Origin of the sequence: Acinetobacter lwoffii (assembly GCF_019343495.1) — a bacterium.
Taxonomy (GTDB): domain Bacteria; phylum Pseudomonadota; class Gammaproteobacteria; order Pseudomonadales; family Moraxellaceae; genus Acinetobacter; species Acinetobacter lwoffii_P.
The window spans coordinates 2,243,262-2,264,327 of record NZ_CP072549.1 but is presented as its reverse complement, the minus strand read 5'-3'; the positions used below and the strand labels follow the sequence as shown (position 1 = coordinate 2,264,327).

At 44.8% G+C, this 21,066-nt stretch carries 14 protein-coding genes, 2 tRNA genes and 3 rRNA genes; 9 read left to right on the top strand and 10 right to left on the bottom strand.

The window, feature by feature from the left end; genetic code table 11:
* The first annotated feature begins 26 nt into the window (after window positions 1–26).
* The 4 genes from ssuD (at window position 27) to J7649_RS10645 (ending at window position 3,788) form a co-directional block, all read left to right on the top strand.
* Complete coding sequence (gene ssuD / locus J7649_RS10660; RefSeq protein ID WP_219307924.1) at window positions 27–1,202, top strand: FMNH2-dependent alkanesulfonate monooxygenase; 1,176 nt, start codon at window positions 27–29, stop codon at window positions 1,200–1,202.
* Window positions 1,202–2,017: an aliphatic sulfonate ABC transporter permease SsuC gene (gene ssuC, locus J7649_RS10655; RefSeq protein ID WP_219307922.1), complete on the top strand. Its 816-nt coding sequence runs from the start codon at window positions 1,202–1,204 to the stop codon at window positions 2,015–2,017. The genes ssuD and ssuC overlap by 1 nt, the downstream gene beginning before the upstream one ends.
* Before the next feature lie 21 nt (window positions 2,018–2,038).
* Window positions 2,039–2,845, top strand: a complete 807-nt coding sequence (locus J7649_RS10650) for an ABC transporter ATP-binding protein (RefSeq protein WP_219307920.1) — start codon at window positions 2,039–2,041, stop codon at window positions 2,843–2,845.
* A 322-nt stretch (window positions 2,846–3,167) separates the two neighbouring features.
* Window positions 3,168–3,788: a TetR family transcriptional regulator C-terminal domain-containing protein gene (locus J7649_RS10645; RefSeq protein ID WP_004281222.1), complete on the top strand. Its 621-nt coding sequence runs from the start codon at window positions 3,168–3,170 to the stop codon at window positions 3,786–3,788.
* 66 nt (window positions 3,789–3,854) lie between these two features.
* Here J7649_RS10645 and J7649_RS10640 read toward each other — a convergent pair whose 3' ends face one another.
* Window positions 3,855–4,418, bottom strand: a complete 564-nt coding sequence (locus J7649_RS10640) for a 5'-methylthioadenosine/S-adenosylhomocysteine nucleosidase family protein (protein ID WP_005105280.1) — start codon at window positions 4,416–4,418, stop codon at window positions 3,855–3,857.
* A 231-nt stretch (window positions 4,419–4,649) separates the two neighbouring features.
* Here J7649_RS10640 and ribF point away from each other — a divergent pair, with 231 nt between their 5' ends.
* From ribF to J7649_RS10615, 5 genes are all read left to right on the top strand, one after another.
* On the top strand, window positions 4,650–5,651 hold the full coding sequence (gene ribF / locus J7649_RS10635; protein WP_219307918.1) for a bifunctional riboflavin kinase/FAD synthetase: 1,002 nt from the start codon (window positions 4,650–4,652) through the stop codon (window positions 5,649–5,651).
* Window positions 5,652–5,715: 64 nt separating this feature from the next.
* Window positions 5,716–8,562 (top strand): isoleucine--tRNA ligase, encoded by a 2,847-nt coding sequence (gene ileS / locus J7649_RS10630; protein ID WP_219307916.1) that lies wholly within the window; start codon window positions 5,716–5,718, stop codon window positions 8,560–8,562.
* On the top strand, window positions 8,555–9,094 hold the full coding sequence (gene lspA, locus J7649_RS10625) for a signal peptidase II (RefSeq protein WP_005105275.1): 540 nt from the start codon (window positions 8,555–8,557) through the stop codon (window positions 9,092–9,094). Before ileS ends, lspA begins: the two co-directional genes overlap by 8 nt.
* Window positions 9,087–9,569: an FKBP-type peptidyl-prolyl cis-trans isomerase gene (locus J7649_RS10620; protein WP_004281217.1), complete on the top strand. Its 483-nt coding sequence runs from the start codon at window positions 9,087–9,089 to the stop codon at window positions 9,567–9,569. Before lspA ends, J7649_RS10620 begins: the two co-directional genes overlap by 8 nt.
* Window positions 9,570–9,706: 137 nt before the next feature.
* Entirely contained in the window at window positions 9,707–10,249 is a 543-nt protein-coding gene (locus tag J7649_RS10615; protein ID WP_219307914.1) for an NADPH-dependent FMN reductase, read from the top strand.
* 268 nt (window positions 10,250–10,517) lie between these two features.
* Here the strand turns inward: J7649_RS10615 and J7649_RS10610 are convergent, their stop codons facing one another.
* From J7649_RS10610 to tyrS, 9 genes are all read right to left on the bottom strand, one after another.
* Window positions 10,518–10,913, bottom strand: a complete 396-nt coding sequence (locus tag J7649_RS10610) for a tautomerase family protein (protein ID WP_005261480.1) — start codon at window positions 10,911–10,913, stop codon at window positions 10,518–10,520.
* Between the two features lie 460 nt (window positions 10,914–11,373).
* Entirely contained in the window at window positions 11,374–12,546 is a 1,173-nt protein-coding gene (locus J7649_RS10605) for a PQQ-dependent sugar dehydrogenase (protein ID WP_219307912.1), read from the bottom strand.
* 206 nt (window positions 12,547–12,752) lie between these two features.
* Window positions 12,753–12,867: ribosomal RNA gene (gene rrf, locus J7649_RS10600) — 5S ribosomal RNA — on the bottom strand.
* Between the two features lie 191 nt (window positions 12,868–13,058).
* Window positions 13,059–15,953: ribosomal RNA gene (locus J7649_RS10595) — 23S ribosomal RNA — on the bottom strand.
* A gap of 494 nt (window positions 15,954–16,447) precedes the next feature.
* Window positions 16,448–16,523 (bottom strand) — tRNA-Ala (locus J7649_RS10590).
* Window positions 16,524–16,594: 71 nt separating this feature from the next.
* Window positions 16,595–16,671: transfer RNA gene (locus tag J7649_RS10585), tRNA-Ile, on the bottom strand.
* A 60-nt stretch (window positions 16,672–16,731) separates the two neighbouring features.
* A 16S ribosomal RNA gene (locus J7649_RS10580) occupies window positions 16,732–18,269 on the bottom strand.
* Together the 16S, 23S and 5S rRNA genes with 2 tRNA genes alongside form the textbook arrangement of a ribosomal RNA operon.
* Window positions 18,270–19,004: 735 nt before the next feature.
* A complete protein-coding gene (locus J7649_RS10575) occupies window positions 19,005–19,298 on the bottom strand; it encodes a hypothetical protein (protein WP_219307910.1) in 294 nt (97 codons plus the stop codon).
* 533 nt (window positions 19,299–19,831) lie between these two features.
* Entirely contained in the window at window positions 19,832–21,046 is a 1,215-nt protein-coding gene (gene tyrS, locus J7649_RS10570; protein WP_219307908.1) for a tyrosine--tRNA ligase, read from the bottom strand.
* Window positions 21,047–21,066: the final 20 nt, after the last annotated feature.

Here is a 21,066-nt window from a genome sequence, read left to right as displayed (position 1 = left end):
AGATCATTTAATTTAAGGAATATCACATGAAAATTTTCTGGTTTATCCCCACTCATGGCGACAGTCGTTACTTAGGCACCAGCAAGGGTGCACGTGTTGTAGATCATGCCTACATGAAGCAGATTGCCGTTGCGGTAGATAACTTAGGTTATGAAGGTGTCCTGATTCCGACTGGCCGTTCTTGTGAAGATCCATGGTTAACCGCAGCCAGCCTGATTGATGCGACCAAAAAATTAAAATTCCTGGTGGCGTTGCGTCCAGGCGTGACCACGCCGGCACTGGCTGCACGTATGGCCGCGACCTTTGACCGCTTGTCTAATGGCCGGGTGCTGCTTAATCTGGTGACTGGCGGTGACGAGCAGGAACTAAAAGGTGACGGCGTCTATGAAGATCACAAAACCCGCTATAAAACAGCAACTGAATACACCACCATCTGGCGTGAAATTTTAAAATGCTCGCATACTGGTGAAAGCTTCACATTCCATGGTGAACGCTTAAGTGTCGATGATGCAAAATTGCTGTATCCACCCATTCAGCAGCCGCATCCGCCTTTATGGTTTGGTGGCTCATCGGATGATGCCATTGAGCTGGCCACGGATCAGGTCGATACTTACTTGACCTGGGGCGAGCCACCGGCAGCAGTCAAAGAAAAAATTGCAGTGGTAAAAGCCAAGGCTGCAGCTAAAGGTCGTGAACTGAATTACGGGATCCGTTTACACGTGATCGTACGCGAAACCAATGAGCAGGCCTGGGCGGCGGCTGAAGAACTGATTCAATATGTGGATGATGCCACTATCGCTGCAGCCCAAGCCAAGTTCAAATCCATGGACTCGGTCGGTCAGCGCCGTATGGCAGAACTGCACAATGGCGATCGCAGCAAACTCGAAGTTTCTCCAAACCTCTGGGCAGGTGTGGGTCTGGTTCGTGGTGGTGCAGGTACGGCACTGGTCGGCGATCCGGAAACTGTCGCTGCACGTATCCAGGAATATGCCGATCTGGGGATCAGCACCTTTATTTTCTCAGGCTATCCACATCTGGAAGAATCCATCCGTTTTGCAGAACTGGTATTCCCTTTACTTCCACTGGAAACCCAGCAAAAACTCACTCAACCAAACTTGACCGGTCCATTTGGTGAAATCGTGGCGAACAACTACACACCGGACGAGAACAAGCAGGCTGAGAAAATTAAGGAGTCTGCTTAATGTCAAAAGTCGTTTCCGTTGAAACCCTGACCCCAAAGCAGGTTTCACGTGGAACAATTCTGGGGCAGCATCTGCTGCCCTGGCTGGTTCCAATTTTCTTGATTGCAGTTTGGCAAATTGCCTCTAGCACAGGCCTGCTGGAAAGCCGGATTCTGCCTGCACCGAGTGCCGTGGTTTTAGCCTTCTGGAATTTATTGCTCAGCGGTGAACTGTGGACGCATGTGCAAGTCAGTGCAGGACGTGCCATCAGCGGATTATTGGTAGGTGGTGGTTTGGGCCTATTGCTGGGTCTGTTAAATGGTTCATCCAAAACTGCCTCTACCCTGCTCGACACCACCTTGCAGATGATCCGCAATATTCCTGCACTGGCACTCATTCCCCTAGTCATCTTATGGTTCGGGATTGATGAATCTGCCAAATTGTTTCTGGTGGCGATTGGGGTATTTTTCCCGATTTATATCAATACCTATCATGGCATCCGCTCCGTCGATCCGCAATTGATCGAGATGGGCAAAAGCTATGGCTTAACTCGCTGGCAACTGTATAAAGAAATTATTCTGCCGGGTGCGATGCCGTCAATTCTGGTCGGACTGCGTTTTTCTCTAGGTCTGGTCTGGGTATTGTTAATCGTGGCCGAAACCATTTCCGCCCAGTCTGGTATTGGTTATATGACCATGAATGCACGTGAATTTTTGCAAACTGACGTGGTTCTGGTAGGTATTTTATTGTATGCCCTGCTCGGCAAACTGGCCGATGTTCTGGCCGCGGCCTTAGAGCGATTCCTGCTGCGCTGGCATGCCGGCTATCAAGAATAAAGAATAAATGAGGAGCATGTGATGACTGATCTCAGTTTAGGGTGTCATGCCAATGACCCGATTGTGCCACTGGACCAACCTGCGGCAGAGATCAATCCTGCTGCAGTGATCGGTGCCGAAATTATCATTGAACAGCTGCACAAGTTTTACGGTTCGGTCAAGGTTCTGGAAGATCTGGACCTGCATATCCAGCCGGGTGAATTTCTGGCAATTGTTGGTCGCAGCGGTTGTGGTAAAAGTACCTTATTGCGCCTGATTGCCGATCTGGAACAGCAAAGCTACGGCGAAATCAAGTTTAAGTCAGCCCGGCATATTCGCGAAGGCATTACTACCGATGATATCCGGGTGATGTTTCAGGACCCTCGCCTGCTGCCCTGGCGCAGCATCGAACAGAATGTTCAACTCGGTTTACCGAAGGAGCAGCATGCCAAAGCTTCGCAAATGCTGGAAAAGGTCGGACTCAAAGAAAAAGCTGGACTGTGGCCTTCACAGCTTTCTGGAGGACAACGGCAACGTACCGCCTTGGCGAGGGCATTATCGCATCAGCCGCGTATTCTACTGCTGGATGAACCGCTCGGCGCCCTGGATGCCCTGACACGTCTGGAAATGCAGAACCTGATTGAACGTCTCTGGACCGAACAAGGCTTTACCGCCATTCTGGTCACGCATGATGTCAGTGAAGCAGTGCAATTGGCAGACCGGATTATCTTGCTGGACAAAGGCCATATTGCCAAAGAATTTAAGGTCAATTTGCCACGTCCCCGGCAAAAAAGTGTGACATTTGCAGAACTAGAACAGCAGGTCTTGCAGGCAGTTTTAGCGACCTGAATACCCAATCCAACCTAAAATCGCGCATGGTTTTGGGTCTTATTCTTATAAAAATACATTTATCTCAATAAGAGAACATTTTTATCAGATTCATTTCAGTATTATTCCTCTCTTGCATTGATGAAGAAAAAAGATGAATAAATGAAGTATTTTCAGAAACTTGAATTTTTCTCTTGGTGTAAATGCATTTAGCCTGTTTTAAATATTGATCTAGAGAATAAATCATCATTATTCAAAAAATTAGCCTGTGACTGTGTGCACAAATCTGATGATTTGCCGTACAATTGAGGATTCCCTTTTTCATTGTTTTTTATATTTGCTAATGGAACAAAAAAAGAGTACTCAAAAACGCAATCAGCTGCTAAATGCTGCACTAGACGTATTTTCCCTATATGGTTTTAATGGGGCAAGTCTGGATGAAATCGCACAAATTGCAGAAATGCATAAGTCGAATATTTTCTATTATTATGAAAATAAAGAAGCCCTGTATGTCGAGGTATTAACCACCGTTCTACAAAAATGGCTGGCGCCTTTACAAACCCTGGAAGCTGAACTTGAACCTGAAGAAGCGATCACCAATTATTTGATGCAAAAAATTGAAGTGTCGCGTACCCAGCCTAAAGCATCTCGTTTATTTGCTTTGGAGGTGATTCAAGGTGCACCGCATATTCTGGAAATTTTAAAAGGTCCGCTGAAAAAACTGGTCAAGCGTAAAGCCAAAGTAATTTCCAACTGGCAAGAGCAAGGCAAGATTTCTGCAGATATTGATCCTGAGTTACTGATTCTGAATATTTGGGCGATTACCCAGAACTATGCAGACTTTGCCACTCAAATGGAAATGGTCACGGGTAAAACTTTGCGTAACCGCAGCATGCAGCAACGCATTATCCAGCATACGGTACACATGATGTTATACGGCGTGATTCCACGTACGGATAAATAAGCAAGCGCTTCTGATTGGCACACGACCATAGTTGCTATGGTCGCCAAGCAAACTTGACCTTCCTGTTTATTTTACCATTTGATATAAATCTAATAATTTTTTCGCACCCAGTAACAGATTTTCTTCCCAATCCAGATGCGCAGTCTCATTGGCTCCATCACTAATGTATTTCACTGAAATCAGCCGAACGCCCAGCTTTTTACAGACTTTTGCCAAAGCATAGCCTTCCATATCGACCAGATTACACGCCACTTTTGAAATACCGGTTTCAAAGCTGTCGCCTGTCCCACAAATTCCTTTCGGCAAATGGTCAAAGAAAGAATCCAGCTCAATCGCACCTGGGAAATGCTGATCCATCGGGGTCATGCCGACCTCAAAGCCGAGGGGTGAAACATCCATATCACGCTGTACAAATTGCGTGACTTCGACCAGTTCATGCGCATCGAAATGCGAACTCCCCGCGCTGCCCAAATTCAGCAAGGTACTGCAACCGGTATTCTGAATCACCTCAAAAGCTTTAAAAGCCGCATTGACTTTACCAATCCCGCTGTAATGTACCTGAATGCCTTCTGCTTCAAATAAGCCTTTGGATTCATTGGGTAGAGCCATGATGAGCGCCAAATCGGACATTCGAAATACCTGATATCAAGAAAAACCCTGATATTAGAAAACAAAAGCGGCTGAATGAAAAGCACCAGTGCTCTGATCAGACATGATCAATGTGTACAAAAACAAAACTGCTCAATGCTAAGGAAGATGAATTTTCAAGAAAAATATTGCATAAAAACACAACAGCAAGACGAAAGCGCGAGATTATGGCAATATATAGCCTCTCGATATTTCTAAGCACTTGATTTGCCCATGCAGCTGCTCCGTCTAAATGCTTTAGCCTCTCATTCTGAATTACCCAAAACTGCCGTGACGATCGGTAATTTTGACGGCGTGCATTTAGGCCATCAGGCGATGATCCGTCAGCTGCAACAGGTGGCTGAAGCACAGGGTTTAAAATCTGTAGTGATGATTTTCGAGCCGCAACCACTTGAATACTTTCAAGGTTATGATGCCCCACCGCGTATTTCATCGTTGCGTGAAAAAGTTGAATACCTGACTGAGCTGGGTGTGGACTATATCGCGGTGGCGAAATTTGACCATACTTTCCGCAGCCTGACTGCAGAAGCCTTTGCCGACATTTTAAAAGAAAAACTGAATGCCCGGCATCTGGTCTTAGGCGATGATTTTCACTTTGGTAAAAACCGCCAAGGCAACAGCGAATTCCTGCGCAATTACGGGTTTGAAGTGACCAATTTAAATACCATTGCTCTAGATGGTGAACGGGTCAGTTCCACCCGGATTCGCCAGACCTTGCAAGCTGGTGATTTAGCCTTGGCCGCACAATTGCTGGGTCGTCCTTATAGCATTACTGGGCGGGTGCAATATGGCGATCAGATTGGTCGAACCATTGATTTCCCGACCATTAATGTACGGCTCAACCGTCATAAGCCCTGCCTGAAAGGAATTTATGGGGTGGAAGTCATTTGTGAAACCCAATCCTTAAAAGACAAAGTAAAAGCCGATTCTGCAACGCAAACCGGCATTGCGGGTTATGACCCAACTGCCCTGTTTGGGGCAGGTCATGTCGGCACACGTCCAGCCATCAAACAAGCACATCCAGAGTGGCGATTAGAAGTACATTTTCCAGATGTTTCTGCTAATCTGTATGGCCTGTTGATGCGGGTGACGTTCTTAAACTATTTACATGGCGAAAAGGACTATCCTTCGCTTGAAGCGCTAAAAGCCGGAATTGATGATGATGTCGAGAAACTGCTTGAGTTTCGTCGAAATCACCCCACATTTCCCTTTTAATATCCCATATTTTTATTGTAAAACGTGTCAGTGACATAACTGATTAGATTGGAAGACGACTTGCATGAGCGATAAGCAAACTCCTGAAAATGCAGTGGACTATAAAGCCACGCTAAACCTCCCAGGTACTGACTTTGCAATGAAAGCAAATTTGGCAGTACGTGAAGCGAAATGGTTAGAAGAGTGGTATGCCGACAACATTTATCAGCAGATTCGTGAATCGCGTATTGGCAAGAAAAAATACGTGCTTCATGACGGCCCTCCTTATGCCAATGGTCAAATCCATTTGGGTCATGCAGTCAATAAAGTACTCAAAGACATCATTATCAAAAGCCGTGTCATGGATGGTTTTGATGCGCCATATGTACCAGGCTGGGACTGTCATGGTTTACCAATCGAACTCAAAGTCGAAGAAAAAGTCGGTAAAGTCGGCGTGAAAGTGGATGCATCAACTTTCCGTAAAGCCTGCCGTGAATATGCCTACACCCAAGTTGAGCTTCAAAAGAAAGACTTCGTACGTATGGGCGTATTCGGTGATTGGGACAATCCTTACCTAACGATGAACTTCAAACAAGAAGCCGACATCGTACGTTCACTGGGTGCAATCGCGAAAGCAGGTCATATCGAGCCAGGTCTTAAACCAGTCAACTGGTGTCTGGACTGTGGTTCATCATTGGCTGAAGCTGAAGTTGAATATGAAGATAAAAAATCGGATGCAATTGACGTCGGTTTTACCGTTGTTGATTTAGCTGATTTGTCTGCTCGTTTAGGTGTAGACGTTGCCGATCGTACCGACATCGTAATCTGGACCACGACACCTTGGACCATGCCTGCTAACCAGGCGGTTGCATTGCATGCGGAGCTTGAGTATCAACTCGTTAAAGCAACAGCCGAAGATAAAGCTGCACAAAACTTCATTTTGGCGAAATCATTGGTTGAGTCTGCGACTCAGCGTTATGGCTTTACTGCATTTGAAGTGCTTGCTGAATTCACAGGTGCAAAACTTGAAAAATTAATCCTACAACATCCTTTAATCGCTGAACGCCAAGTGCCAGTGATCTTGGGTGAACATGTCACTGATGCTAGTGGTACAGGTGCAGTACATACCGCACCGGGCCACGGTGTGGACGACTATAAAGTTGGTTTACAGTACAACTTAAAAGTGGAAAACCCAGTCGGCGGTAATGGTGTGTATTTACCAACATCACCAATCTTCCCGGGTGAGCACATCTACAAAGCCAATCCAAAAATTATTGCGGCATTGACTGAAGCAACCAAGCTTTGGGCACATGTGGTGATCAAGCATAGCTACCCACATTGCTGGCGCCATAAAACGCCGATTATCTTCCGTGCGACCCCACAATGGTTCATCAGCATGGATGCCAAAGGTCTGCGTCAAAATGCGTTAAACGCGATTGAAAACGATATCAGCTTTGTACCGGACTGGGGTAAAAACCGGATTCAGGCGATGATTGAAGGTCGTCCAGATTGGTGTATTTCACGTCAACGTACTTGGGGCGTGCCAATTCCGTTCTTCGTACATAAAGACACCAATGAATTGCATCCGCGTACGCCTGAACTGATCGAAGAAGTCGCGAAACTGATCGAGCAAGAAGGTATTGATGGCTGGTACAACCGTAATGCATCTGAGTTCATCGGTGCGGATGCTGAGCAATATAATGCAGTTCGTGACACCTTAGACGTGTGGTTCGACTCAGGTACAACACACTATGCGGTACTGCGTGAACGTGAAGAATTGACTGATCCTGCTGATTTATATCTGGAAGGTTCAGACCAACACCGTGGGTGGTTCCAATCTTCATTATTGACCTCGATTGCAATCAATGAACGTGCGCCATATAAAGGCTTGCTCACACACGGTTTCGTGGTGGATGAGAAAGGCCGTAAGATGTCGAAGTCGATTGGTAACGTGATCACACCACAAGACATCATTAAAGATATGGGTGCGGATGGTTTACGTTTCTGGATCGCCTCTGCGGATTACCGTTATGAAATGACCGCTGGTAAAGAAATCTTTAGCCGTGCCTCTGACGGTTATCGTCGTATCCGTAACACGCTTCGTTTCTTGCTTGCTAACCTGAATGGCTTCAAACCATCAACAGATGCGCTTCCTGTAGATCAATTGATCGCGCTTGATCAATACATCTTGCAACGTGCATCTGAAGTGCAAGAAACCATTAAGAAAGCATACGAAGATATGAACTTCCATATCGTCACCACTACTTTAACGAATTTCTGTATTAACGACTTAGGTGGTTTCTACTTAGACATTATCAAAGACCGTCAGTACACCACTAAAGCGGATTCGCAAGCACGTCATTCTGCACAAACTGCATTGTATCACCTGGTACAGGCATTCGTGCGTTGGATGTCACCAATCCTGAGCTTTACTGCACAAGAAGCTTGGCCGTTAATTCCTGAGCAATCAGAGAAATACGTGTTCACGGCTGAATGGTATGACATTCCTGTGGCTTCAACTGCAAATGTAGTATCTGAAGCTGAATGGCAAACGCTCATTGCTGTGAAATCTGCAGTAAACAAATTCATTGAAACTGCACGTACCGCCAAAACTGTCGGTTCTAACTTGTCTGCCAAAGTTGAACTTTGGGCAAATGCTGAATTAAAAGCAGTGCTAGATAAGTTAAGTGATGAGCTTCGTTTCGTACTGATCACATCACAAGTGATCGTCAATGAGTTTGATGCAGCACAAGGTGAAGCGTCTGATCTTGAAGGCTTGAATGTGAAAGTTTCAGCAGCGGATGGCGAAAAATGCGTACGTTGCTGGCATGTATTACCAGATGTAAATACACATTCTGCACATCCTGGTCTATGCGGTCGTTGTATCATCAACCTTCCTACAGGCCAAGGCGAAGAGAGAAAATATGCCTAATACCCACAGCAAAAAGGGCTTATTCCAGTTCTATCCACATAATTTATGGTGGGTTGGACTGGCCATTCTGGCGATCATTCTGGATCAATGGACCAAATGGATTGCAGTGACAAATCTGAACTATGCAGATCCTGTTCCTGTGCTGCCCTTTTTAAATTGGACATTGCTACATAACTATGGCGCTGCCTTTAGTTTTCTGTCCGATGCCGGTGGTTGGCAACGCTATTTCTTTACTTCACTGGCAGGTTTAGTGTCTGTAATCTTTGTGTTTTGGCTGATGCGTATGCCAAAAGACATGAAAATCTTGCCGCTGGCGATTGCTCTGATTCTGGGTGGTGCCATCGGTAATTTAATCGACCGGGTCAGCCTCGGCTATGTGGTCGATTTTATTCATGTGTATTACCAGAACAGCCACTTCCCTGCGTTCAATATCGCAGACAGTGCCATTACTGTAGGCACTATTCTGATGCTGATTGATACTTTTTTCTTAGAAAAACATCGAATTCAACGGGCGCAAGCACAACATGACTGATTTTATTCATCCTAACGAAGAAACCCGGGTTGCAGACGGTTCTAAAGTCGAGCTGCACTTTTCTGTCGCAATCGAAAATGGCGTGGAAATTGACAATACCCGTAGCCGTGAAGAACCGGTCAGCCTGGTGATTGGCGATGGTAATTTACTGCCTGGTTTTGAAAAAGCACTGTTTGGTTTACGTGCCGGTGACCGTCGTACGGTGAGCCTGCCTCCAGAAGATGCTTTTGGTCCCTGGAATCCGGAAAACATCCAGAAATTTGATACGGTAAAGTTCGGAGAACGTCCAATCGAAGGTCACATGATCGAGTTTGAAGACAAAGCCAAAGCCACCTTGTATGGTGTAGTGAGATCGGTGAATGACGACATCACTGAAGTGGACTTTAACCATCCATTGGCAGGCAAGAACATCACCTTTGAAGTAGAAATCTTTAAAGTGACACCTGCGGGTCAGCAAGGCATTAAACTGATGTAAGACATCAGCTAATTAACTGATTTTAAAAAAGCTCCTTCGGGAGCTTTTTTTATATTCCGGATACAAATCATCTCTAGTCACCTTCCTGAAATCTGATTAATTTAATTTGATGATCAGACCCGAAGAAAGGATGAAATATGAAAATTTATATTGTGGTTGGGAGTGTGCGTGAGGGACGTACCGCGATTAAAGTGGCACACTGGGTACTGCAGGAAATTAAAAGTTATGCCTTTAGCACTTTAGAAACTGAAATTGTCGATCTAAAAGAATGGAATCTTCCGCTATTTTCTGGCGCTCATCCGCCATTGACCGGAATTTATGATCAGCCCAAACAGCAAGACTGGGCCGACAAAATTGCGCTTGGCGATGCCTTTATTTTTGTCACGCCTGAATACAATCATGGTTATAGTCCTGCTCTGAAAAATGCTCTGGATTATCTCGGTAAGGAATGGCAAGGCAAACCGGCAGCTTATATTGGTTATGGTGCGACCAACGGCTCACGTTCGATTGACCAGATTCGTCAAGTCGGCACTCAACTTGGACTGGTGGATACCAATGCCGTGATTGAAATCCGGGACATCTTTGCGCGCAACAAAGATTATTCCTTCCAAGGCAATGAATTTGATAATAAAAACTTAAAAGCTGTGGTAGATAGACTGATTCAATATGTCAGTGCTTAATGTGGACGACAGTCCTGTACGTTTTAGCCTACATGCAGCGCAGAGTTTAGCCGCTATGCGGTCGTTTTATGCGAGGCTATAGTGAGTACATAGACAGACAGGAAGTCTGCAAAGCGATACGACAACAATAAAAAGCGCCAATCAACAGGACGTTGACAGATTAGACAGGAGTCAGATCTGAGAAGCAAATCCAGAAAAGTCTCGACAGGATGTTGAGGCTTTTTTGTTTTTAAACTTTAGATGTAACGTGAATACTAATCGGGATACATCAGACATCAACCTTAAACCCGAGATCAACATCACAGGCCGCTTGTCCCCCCCGTATCCCCCAATTTTCCAATGCACTTTCTCTCAGATGAATCAGAATATGATCTGCGGGAATACCGATTTCCACGAGACTTTTGACCATCTGCTTATACAAATTGCACTTGGTCTCCAGACTGCGGCCAGCAAAACAGTCAATACTGATCAAGGTGAAATATTCAGGTTTAGCTAAATGGCTCATATACTGAAAACGATGCGCTTCATGCACGACCAGACGAATATTACGATCATATTCAGGCAGCTGAAAGGCGGTTTGTACACAATGAAATACGTTGTTGAGCAATTGTTCCTCAACTGCTTGAGGATATTGTTGCCGAACTTCAATTTGAATCGTAGGCATAGGAGTTTCCTTTTTATTATTTTATCGACGTTTTATTTAAATCAGTTGATGTATATCAAAAGAGTATTCTCTCGCTAAAATGCAGCAAAATCATCACCGCAGTTTATGATTTGGTCAAAAGATCATATTGAAACAGTATTTTTGAATTTATCTTTTTAAAATTCGGCTGTCGGCTTTGACCTACAATCTATGCAGCTAAACTGCCCTATTGCGCTGCGTCGCTTCAGGCTATATTCAGATCATACCAAGACAGGAAGTCTTGTAAGAAAAATAAAAAAAATCACGTAGCAGGATGCTGATCGGTATAACAGACATTATACCTTTAACAGAATATGAAAAGGCCTTCACAGGATGTAGAGGCCTTTTTCTTTCATGTCAGCATCAGCTTAAAAATCCTTTTATCCAGATGGTTAGCTTATTCAATATTTCATATTTAGATAAGCAACCTAAAAGCAGATGATTAAGGTGCTGTCATTTTTAACAAACCTGCTCGCGGACCATCTTGAATCACCCACAGTGAACCATCCTGTGCCTGAGCAACCCCGCGAATCCGCTCTTTCATATCCAGACGTTGAACTTCTTTCACTGGAACCTGGGTGGTATCCACAATCACAATCGCCTTAGAAGACAGACCGGTAGCAATCGCTTTATTTTTCCATTTCGGAAAGACATTAGCAGTATAAAATATTAAATCTGAAGGAGAAATTACCAGAGTCCAATTCAGTGCCGGGGCCTCAAATTCAGGTCGGGTACTGTGGTCAGGAATCGGCTTACCGTCATAATGATCGCCATTGGATACCAGTGGATAACCATAATTTTTAGCTTTGACAATCTTGTTCAGTTCATCGCCGCCTTTCGGTCCCATTTCGATCACCCAAAGCTGCCCTTTCGGATCAAAAGCCATGCCTAGAGGATTACGGTGTCCAAGACTCCAGACCTGCTGGGCAATTTTACCCTGAGTCATAAACGGATTATCGGCAGGGATTGAGCCATCATCATTCAGGCGAATAATTTTGCCGGCATTAGATTGCATGTCCTGTGCAGGGTTGAATTGCTGACGTTCTCCTGAACTGATCCATAACTTACCATCCGACCCGAATACAATCCGATGGGCATAATGTCCCTGGCCTGAAAATTTCGGCACTTGCGTCCAGATCCGTTCAATCTGTTTCAGTTGGGGGGTAGACTGTCTCAAATCAAGTTTGCCACGAACGACCACAGCACCATATCCACCTTGACCCTTTTCAGCATAACTCAGATATACCCATCGATTCTTTGCAAAATCTGGATGTAAAGCAACTTCACCTAAGCCGCCTTGGCCCCCATACGCAACCTGGGGTATACCTTTCACCTCGATTTTTTTCTTGGTTTTTGGATCAAAGAGCTGCAATTTTCCTTTGCGCTCAGTAATCAATAGTCGGCCATCATTTAAAGTAGTAATCGCCCACGGCTCATTAAATTGAGCCACCTGTTCAACCTTATATTTTTGCAAGTTAGAAGAGACTGCATCCGATTTGGCAGCTGATGTAGATGCCTCTTGAGTACTTCTAGAAGATGAATTCTCTGCATGACAGGCAGTAAATGCTAAAGCACAACAACTGAGTAGAATTTTTATTTTAAATTGCGACAACATCCTCTTCTCCATACTGATTTATTGTTCAAATTAACATCAAGATACAGAGTTTCTGGTCTAAATTCAGCATAGAAAAGTAAATAGATATATTTTAAAAATTATAAATAGAATTTCTCTTAATAAAGAATTAGTGTCTAAGCTTTCGACTAAATCCCGCGCATAAAAAAACACCCCCAACCGTTTGGTTGGGGGTGTTTAGAATAATGAGCTGGCGATGACTTACTCTCACATGGGTAACCCCACACTACCATCAGCGCTAAGAGGTTTCACTTCTGAGTTCGGGAAGGGATCAGGTGGTTCACTCTTGCTATTGTCGCCAGCACAACTGTTTATGGATACTTGCTAGGTCTTACGTTTTGCCTTGCTTTCTACCAAATAGAATTCATTAACAGGTATATTTGAGTATCGTATTTTGTTCTTAAGCGTTCACTAAATCAAGCTGTTTTGCTTAATATCGAATCAATTGATCCTCACTTCTTTCGAAGTTCGTACAACAACTGTTTGGGTGTTGTATAGTCAAGCCTCACGAGCAATTAGTATTGGTCAGCTTCATGTATCGCTACACTTCCACATCCAACCTATCAACGTCGTAGTCTTCAACGGCTCTTTAGGAGACATAAAGTCTCGGGGAAATCTTATCTTGAGGTAGGCTTCCCGCTTAGATGCTTTCAGCGGTTATCCCTTCCGAACATAGCTACCCGGCGATGCCACTGGCGTGACAACCGGTACACCAGAGGTTCGTCCACTCTGGTCCTCTCGTACTAGGAGCAGATCCTCTCAAATTTCCAACGCCCACGGTAGATAGGGACCGAACTGTCTCACGACGTTCTAAACCCAGCTCGCGTACCTCTTTAAATGGCGAACAGCCATACCCTTGGGACCTGCTTCAGCCCCAGGATGAGATGAGCCGACATCGAGGTGCCAAACACCGCCGTCGATATGAACTCTTGGGCGGTATCAGCCTGTTATCCCCAGAGTACCTTTTATCCGTTGAGCGATGGCCCTTCCATACAGAACCACCGGATCACTAAGACCTACTTTCGTACCTGCTCGACTTGTGGGTCTCGCAGTTAAGCGCGCTTTTGCCTTTATACTCTACGCGTGATTTCCGACCACGCTGAGCGCACCTTCGTACTCCTCCGTTACTCTTTAGGAGGAGACCGCCCCAGTCAAACTACCCACCAGACATGGTCCTCGTCCCGGATAACGGGACAGAGTTAGAACCTCAATATTACCAGGGTGGTATTTCAAGGACGGCTCCATCGCAACTAGCGTCGCGACTTCAAAGCCTCCCACCTATCCTACACAAGTAAGATCAAAGTTCAATGTCAAGCTGCAGTAAAGGTTCACGGGGTCTTTCCGTCTAGCCGCGGGTACACCGCATCTTCACGGCGAATTCGATTTCACTGAGTCTCTGCTGGAGACAGCGCCCCCATCATTATGCCATTCGTGCAGGTCGGAACTTACCCGACAAGGAATTTCGCTACCTTAGGACCGTTATAGTTACGGCCGCCGTTTACTGGGGCTTCGATCAAGAGCTTCGCTTACGCTAACCCCATCAATTAACCTTCCAGCACCGGGCAGGCATCACACCCTATACGTCCACTTTCGTGTTTGCAGAGTGCTATGTTTTTAATAAACAGTTGCAGGGGCCTGGTTTCTGAGGCTGTCGGCCGCTCAAGGAGCAAGTCCTATCACAGACAACAGCGTACCTTCTCCCGAAGTTACGGTACCATTTTGCCTAGTTCCTTCAGCAGAGTTCTCTCAAGCGCTTTGGTCTACTCGACCTGACCACCTGTGTCGGTTTCGGGTACGATTCCTGTGTAACTGAAGCTTAGAGACTTTTCCTGGAAGCATGGTATCAGCCACTTCACTGTACAAGTACAGCTTGCTATCAGTTCTCAGCATAGAGTACCCCGGATTTGCCTAAGATACATGCCTACAACCTTCCACCTGGACAACCAACGCCAGGCTGACTTAACCTTCTCCGTCCTCTCATCGCATTACACAGAAGTATTGGAATATTAACCAATTTCCCATCGACTACGCCTCTCGGCCTCGCCTTAGGGGTCGACTCACCCAGCCCCGATTAACGTTGGACTGGAACCCTTGGTCTTTCAGCGTGCGAGTTTTTCACTCGCATTGTCGTTACTCACGTCAGCATTCGCACTTCTGATACCTCCAGCAGACTTCTCAATCCACCTTCATCGGCTTACAGAACGCTCCCCTACCACGCATAATAAATTATGCATCCGCAGCTTCGGCATATAGTTTTAGCCCCGTTACATCTTCCGCGCAGGCCGACTCGACTAGTGAGCTATTACGCTTTCTTTAAAGGGTGGCTGCTTCTAAGCCAACCTCCTAGCTGTCTATGCCTTCCCACATCGTTTCCCACTTAACTATAATTTTGGGGCCTTAGCTGGCGGTCTGGATTGTTTTCCTCTTGACTACGGACGTTAGCACCCGCAGTCTGTCTCCCGGATAGTACTCATTGGTATTCGGAGTTTGCATCGGTTTGGTAAGTCGGGATGACCCCCTAGCCGAAACAGTGCTCTACCCCCAATGGTATTCGTCCGAGGCGCTACCTAAATAGCTTTCGGGGAGAACCAGCTATCACCAAGTTTGATTAGCCTTTCACCCCTATCCACAAGTCATCCCCTGGCTTTTCAACGACAGTGGGTTCGGTCCTCCAGTTAGTGTTACCCAACCTTCAACCTGCTCATGGATAGATCACCTGGTTTCGGGTCTATACCCAGCAACTAAACGCCCTATTAAGACTCGGTTTCCCTACGGCTCCCCTATTCGGTTAACCTTGCTACTGAATATAAGTCGCTGACCCATTATACAAAAGGTACGCAGTCACCGGACTAAGCCGGCTCCCACTGCTTGTATGCATGCGGTTTCAGGATCTATTTCACTCCCCTCACAGGGGTTCTTTTCGCCTTTCCCTCACGGTACTGGTTCACTATCGGTCAGTCAGGAGTATTTAGCCTTGGAGGATGGTCCCCCCATATTCAGACAAGGTTTCACGTGCCTCGCCCTACTCGACATCATCATATAAGCCCTTTCGTGTACAGGACTATCACCGTCTACGGTCGCACTTCCCAGAGCGTTCCACTAGAACTTATATGACTTAATGGGCTCTTCCCCTTTCGCTCGCCGCTACTGAGGGAATCTCAATTGATTTCTTTTCCTAAGGGTACTGAGATGTTTCACTTCCCCTCGTTCGCCTTGCAACACTATGTATTCATGTTGCAATACCTACCTTATGGTAAGTGGGTTTCCCCATTCAGACATCTCCGGATCACAGGATATTTGCCGCCTCCCCGGAGCTTTTCGCAGGCTATCACGTCTTTCATCGCCTCTGACTGCCAAGGCATCCACCACATGCACTTAATTACTTGACTATACAACCCCAAACAGTCGTTTATCCTTACAAGTAGGATAAGCAACAGATTGTGATGATCTCTCATCACGCTCATACAGTTGGCGTTTGTGCACTTAAGCACCGTACAGCTTCAATTAGATTCATATACCAAAACGCTTGATTCAGTTAATTTCGCTAGTAACTCATTTCTTTCATCTTCACATCACAGTAATAAATCACTGCTAGTGTTAATGTCAGTCATGAGTATGAACAAATTATTTCAACTCAAATATATTCTGTTAATGATTTTTCCAGCCTTCGTCAGGTCAGGAAACTGTGATAAATCACAGAGGTTATCAAGTGCGCGTATCATAACGCTTGTACTTGTTAATCTCTAGGATCTAAACACTTGATCGCTTAGGAACTAAACAACTTCATCACTGTATGATTACATACTGCGCGAAGCGTAGCTTCTTGCTTAAATTTCAAGTAAAAGCCTTAAAGCAGTGCTTTAAGTTTTATGATCTTGAAATTTGGTGGAGACTAGGAGAGTCGAACTCCTGACCTCCTGCGTGCAAAGCAGGCGCTCTACCAACTAAGCTAAGTCCCCAGCTTATCAATAAGTCAATGTATCGTTCCGTTCTGTTTGCTTCAGCACTTTCATGCTTGGTTAGTCAGATTTGGTGGGTCTGACAAGACTTGAACTTGTGACCCCACGCTTATCAAGCGTGTGCTCTAACCAACTGAGCTACAGACCCTCAGATACATCGTATGAAGAACAACTTGTTGTGGATTCTTACCAATCGTCAATCTTTCGTTAAGGAGGTGATCCAGCCGCAGGTTCCCCTACGGCTACCTTGTTACGACTTCACCCCAGTCATCTGCCACACCGTGGTAAGCGTCCCCCCTAAGGTTAGACTACCTACTTCTGGTGCAACAAACTCCCATGGTGTGACGGGCGGTGTGTACAAGGCCCGGGAACGTATTCACCGCGGCATTCTGATCCGCGATTACTAGCGATTCCGACTTCATGGAGTCGAGTTGCAGACTCCAATCCGGACTACGATCGGCTTTTTGAGATTAGCATCCACTCGCGTGGTAGCAACCCTTTGTACCGACCATTGTAGCACGTGTGTAGCCCTGGTCGTAAGGGCCATGATGACTTGACGTCGTCCCCGCCTTCCTCCAGTTTGTCACTGGCAGTATCCTTAAAGTTCCCGGCTTAACCCGCTGGCAAATAAGGAAAAGGGTTGCGCTCGTTGCGGGACTTAACCCAACATCTCACGACACGAGCTGACGACAGCCATGCAGCACCTGTATGTAAGTTCCCGAAGGCACCAATCCATCTCTGGAAAGTTCTTACTATGTCAAGACCAGGTAAGGTTCTTCGCGTTGCATCGAATTAAACCACATGCTCCACCGCTTGTGCGGGCCCCCGTCAATTCATTTGAGTTTTAGTCTTGCGACCGTACTCCCCAGGCGGTCTACTTATCGCGTTAGCTGCGCCACTAAAGTCTCAAAGACCCCAACGGCTAGTAGACATCGTTTACGGCATGGACTACCAGGGTATCTAATCCTGTTTGCTCCCCATGCTTTCGCACCTCAGTGTCAGTATTAGGCCAGATGGCTGCCTTCGCCATCGGTATTCCTCCAGATCTCTACGCATTTCACCGCTACACCTGGAATTCTACCATCCTCTCCCATACTCTAGCCAACCAGTATCGAATGCAATTCCCAAGTTAAGCTCGGGGATTTCACATTTGACTTAATTGGCCACCTACGCGCGCTTTACGCCCAGTAAATCCGATTAACGCTTGCACCCTCTGTATTACCGCGGCTGCTGGCACAGAGTTAGCCGGTGCTTATTCTGCGAGTAACGTCCACTATCCAAGAGTATTAATCTCGGTAGCCTCCTCCTCGCTTAAAGTGCTTTACAACCAAAAGGCCTTCTTCACACACGCGGCATGGCTGGATCAGGGTTCCCCCCATTGTCCAATATTCCCCACTGCTGCCTCCCGTAGGAGTCTGGGCCGTGTCTCAGTCCCAGTGTGGCGGATCATCCTCTCAGACCCGCTACAGATCGTCGCCTTGGTAGGCCTTTACCCCACCAACTAGCTAATCCGACTTAGGCTCATCTATTAGCGCAAGGCCCGAAGGTCCCCTGCTTTCTCCCGTAGGACGTATGCGGTATTAGCATCCCTTTCGAGATGTTGTCCCCCACTAATAGGCAGATTCCTAAGCATTACTCACCCGTCCGCCGCTAGGTCAAGTAGCAAGCTACTCTTCCCCGCTCGACTTGCATGTGTTAAGCCTGCCGCCAGCGTTCAATCTGAGCCATGATCAAACTCTTCAGTTTAATACTATGTAGTGCCTTAAAGGGCACCAATCTTGGCTCATCAATTTTCTGACAAATATTTCTCAAATAAACTTCGAGTAATTTCTACCATCAATCAATGAAAATAATTTCGATCAATCAACCAGTAAAAATCCACACAAGTTGTTCTTCATAATCTCTTAATGATCTTCCTAACACCTCGTCAGTGCTAGAAGCTGGACTTCGATAAACTTAACAACTCCGCCATTCTGCTTCGTTCGTTTCCGTCTATCTCGTCGGTATGGGTGCATTCTAGAGGATTTCAGAATCATTGCAACCCCTAATTCACTATATTTTTCACGTATGTCTTTTTTTTCTACAAAAATTGCTAAAAAATCGCTTTTTTATCTAATTTTTAAGCGTTTTTATGCAATAAACCCACTAAACACGTCATTTTATTTTTATAACTGAAAATTCATTTAGACCTAAAAGCTATCACAATGATCGATAAAATAGTGTTTTTAGCCTTTTGACATTGAAATCTTGTCTTTTATTTAAATTAGCTCATTAAAAGAAAATCAAAATCACTCTATCTTGCCCAATAAGCTGCTCTAAATCCTAGACTACTCAATTAATGAGTTATTTTTTACGTAAAAAGCTTTTATAAAAGCCTATTCTTAGGCTGCTATATAGAAGAGGTATTCATTTTTTAGTTTTCGAATCCCAAAACCATGCTTAGATCACTTATATATAGAAGATAAAGTCTGTTATTTTGCATTAAGCGACTTTTTCCTGTTGTTGCTGTCCACGCCAGTGTTGCATAACTTCTACAATCATGTCTTTCTTACCCTGATAATCCTCGGCAACAAAGAATAATTTCGCGCGTCGCGGTAACTGCTCTTCAATCAGGGAAAATAAAAAGTAATGCGCGGCCAGATCAAGCTGCATAAATAAAGTATAGACAGATCCATAGAGTTGCTGTTTTTGTTCGACTGGCTGGTATTCAAATAAGAACCGTAAAATGCAATCGATCTGTTCATCAAAAATATCTTCTGTTGGATAGCGATACATTCAATCACCTCTGCTTTAATTTTTTTATGTTTTGCACTTTTCTTTTGGAGTCAATTGAAATGAACTCATTCTTAGAGGTCATTCACCTAAGCTCAATTTGCTGGTTAATTTTAAGTTTAGTTGCTCAATGAGAAAAGTAGGCATGCAGATTTATATTTTGATTACGCAATCAGAATAAATAAAAAAGGAAGAGATCTCTCCCAAAATCTCCTCCTTAGAATTGAATCTTTACCCGATCCATTATGTCATTATTATAGTTATTCACTTTAAAGCTTTTAAAAAGAGCCTCTTGGAAAAGAGACTTTCTCAGTTGTGGAGTACTATTATTTTTACTACCCTCTAGATGCTCTAAACGAATTCTCTAGATGAATAAATCCTATACATAATAAAGATGAAAAGCAAGTGATTTGGGAAAAATTAACTCTTGTTTTCATAGGGTTTTTTTTGACTTTACTTATTTGATTTTTAAATATAGAACATCAATAAAAAAAGCAGACCGAAGCCTGCTTTTATTTCAATAACTTATCCGATTTTTAGTCAACAAAAGTGACTTTAGCGATTGCTTTTTTGCTGGCCTGAACAATCAAAGTCACGTTCTCTTTCACAGAATACGTCGTATCTACCGTCTGCCAATCCACTTTCACTGTGCCACGGCCTAATGCATCCTTAGCTTGGGCTGCATTTTTGGTTAAGCCTGCCTCACGTAAAATCGAGGTAATAAAAATTTCACCACCAAACTCGCCACGCGAAATAGTGACTTCTGGCGTACCTTCAGGTAATTCACCTTCAGTAATGATATTACCCGCGCCTTTGTGGGCATTGGAAGCCGCTTCTGCACCATGGAAACGCTCGACCAGCTCCAGTGCAAGAATCTTTTTGACTTCTTGTGGATTACGGCCTTCAGCCACTTCTTTTAACAACTGTTGAATTTCTTCAATGGTTTTAAAGCTCAGCAGATCAAAATAACGCTCGATCAGAGAATCTGGCATTGAAAGTACTTTCTGGTACATCGCACCCGGTGCATCAAATACACCAATATAGTTACCTAAAGATTTAGACATCTTGTTGACGCCATCTAAACCCTCAAGAATTGGCACTGTGATACAGACTTGTGCTTCTTGATTATAACGACCTTGTAAGGTACGCCCCATCAACAGGTTAAAGGTTTGGTCTGTACCACCCAATTCAACATCTGCTTCCAGCGCAACAGAGTCATAGCCTTGTACCAATGGGTACAAAAATTCATGAATCGCAATTGGCTGCTGGTTGTTATAACGCTTGGTGAAGTCATCACGTTCAAGCATACGCGCAACCGTTTGCTGTGATGCCAGTTGAATCAAATCAGCCGCAGTTTTTTGTGCAAACCATTCCGAGTTAAACACCACTTTGGTTTTGTTTGGATCAAGAATTTTAAATACTTGTTCTTGATATGTTTTAGCATTCTCTAAAACCTGTTCACGTGACAATGGTGGACGTGTTGCGCTCTTACCAGTTGGGTCACCGATCATCGCAGTATAGTCACCGATCAGAAACAACACTTCATGACCCAAATCTTGGAATACTTTTAACTTATTAATGAGAACCGTGTGGCCCAAGTGCAAATCAGGTGCAGTCGGGTCAAAACCCGCTTTAATTTTTAATGGACGATTCAATTTTAATTTCTTGAGAAGATCTTCTTCAGAAATAATTTCGTGGGTGCCTCGTTGAATGAGGGCAAGTTGTTCTTCAGCCGGCAGGAAATTTGACATCACAAAATCCAATACATCAG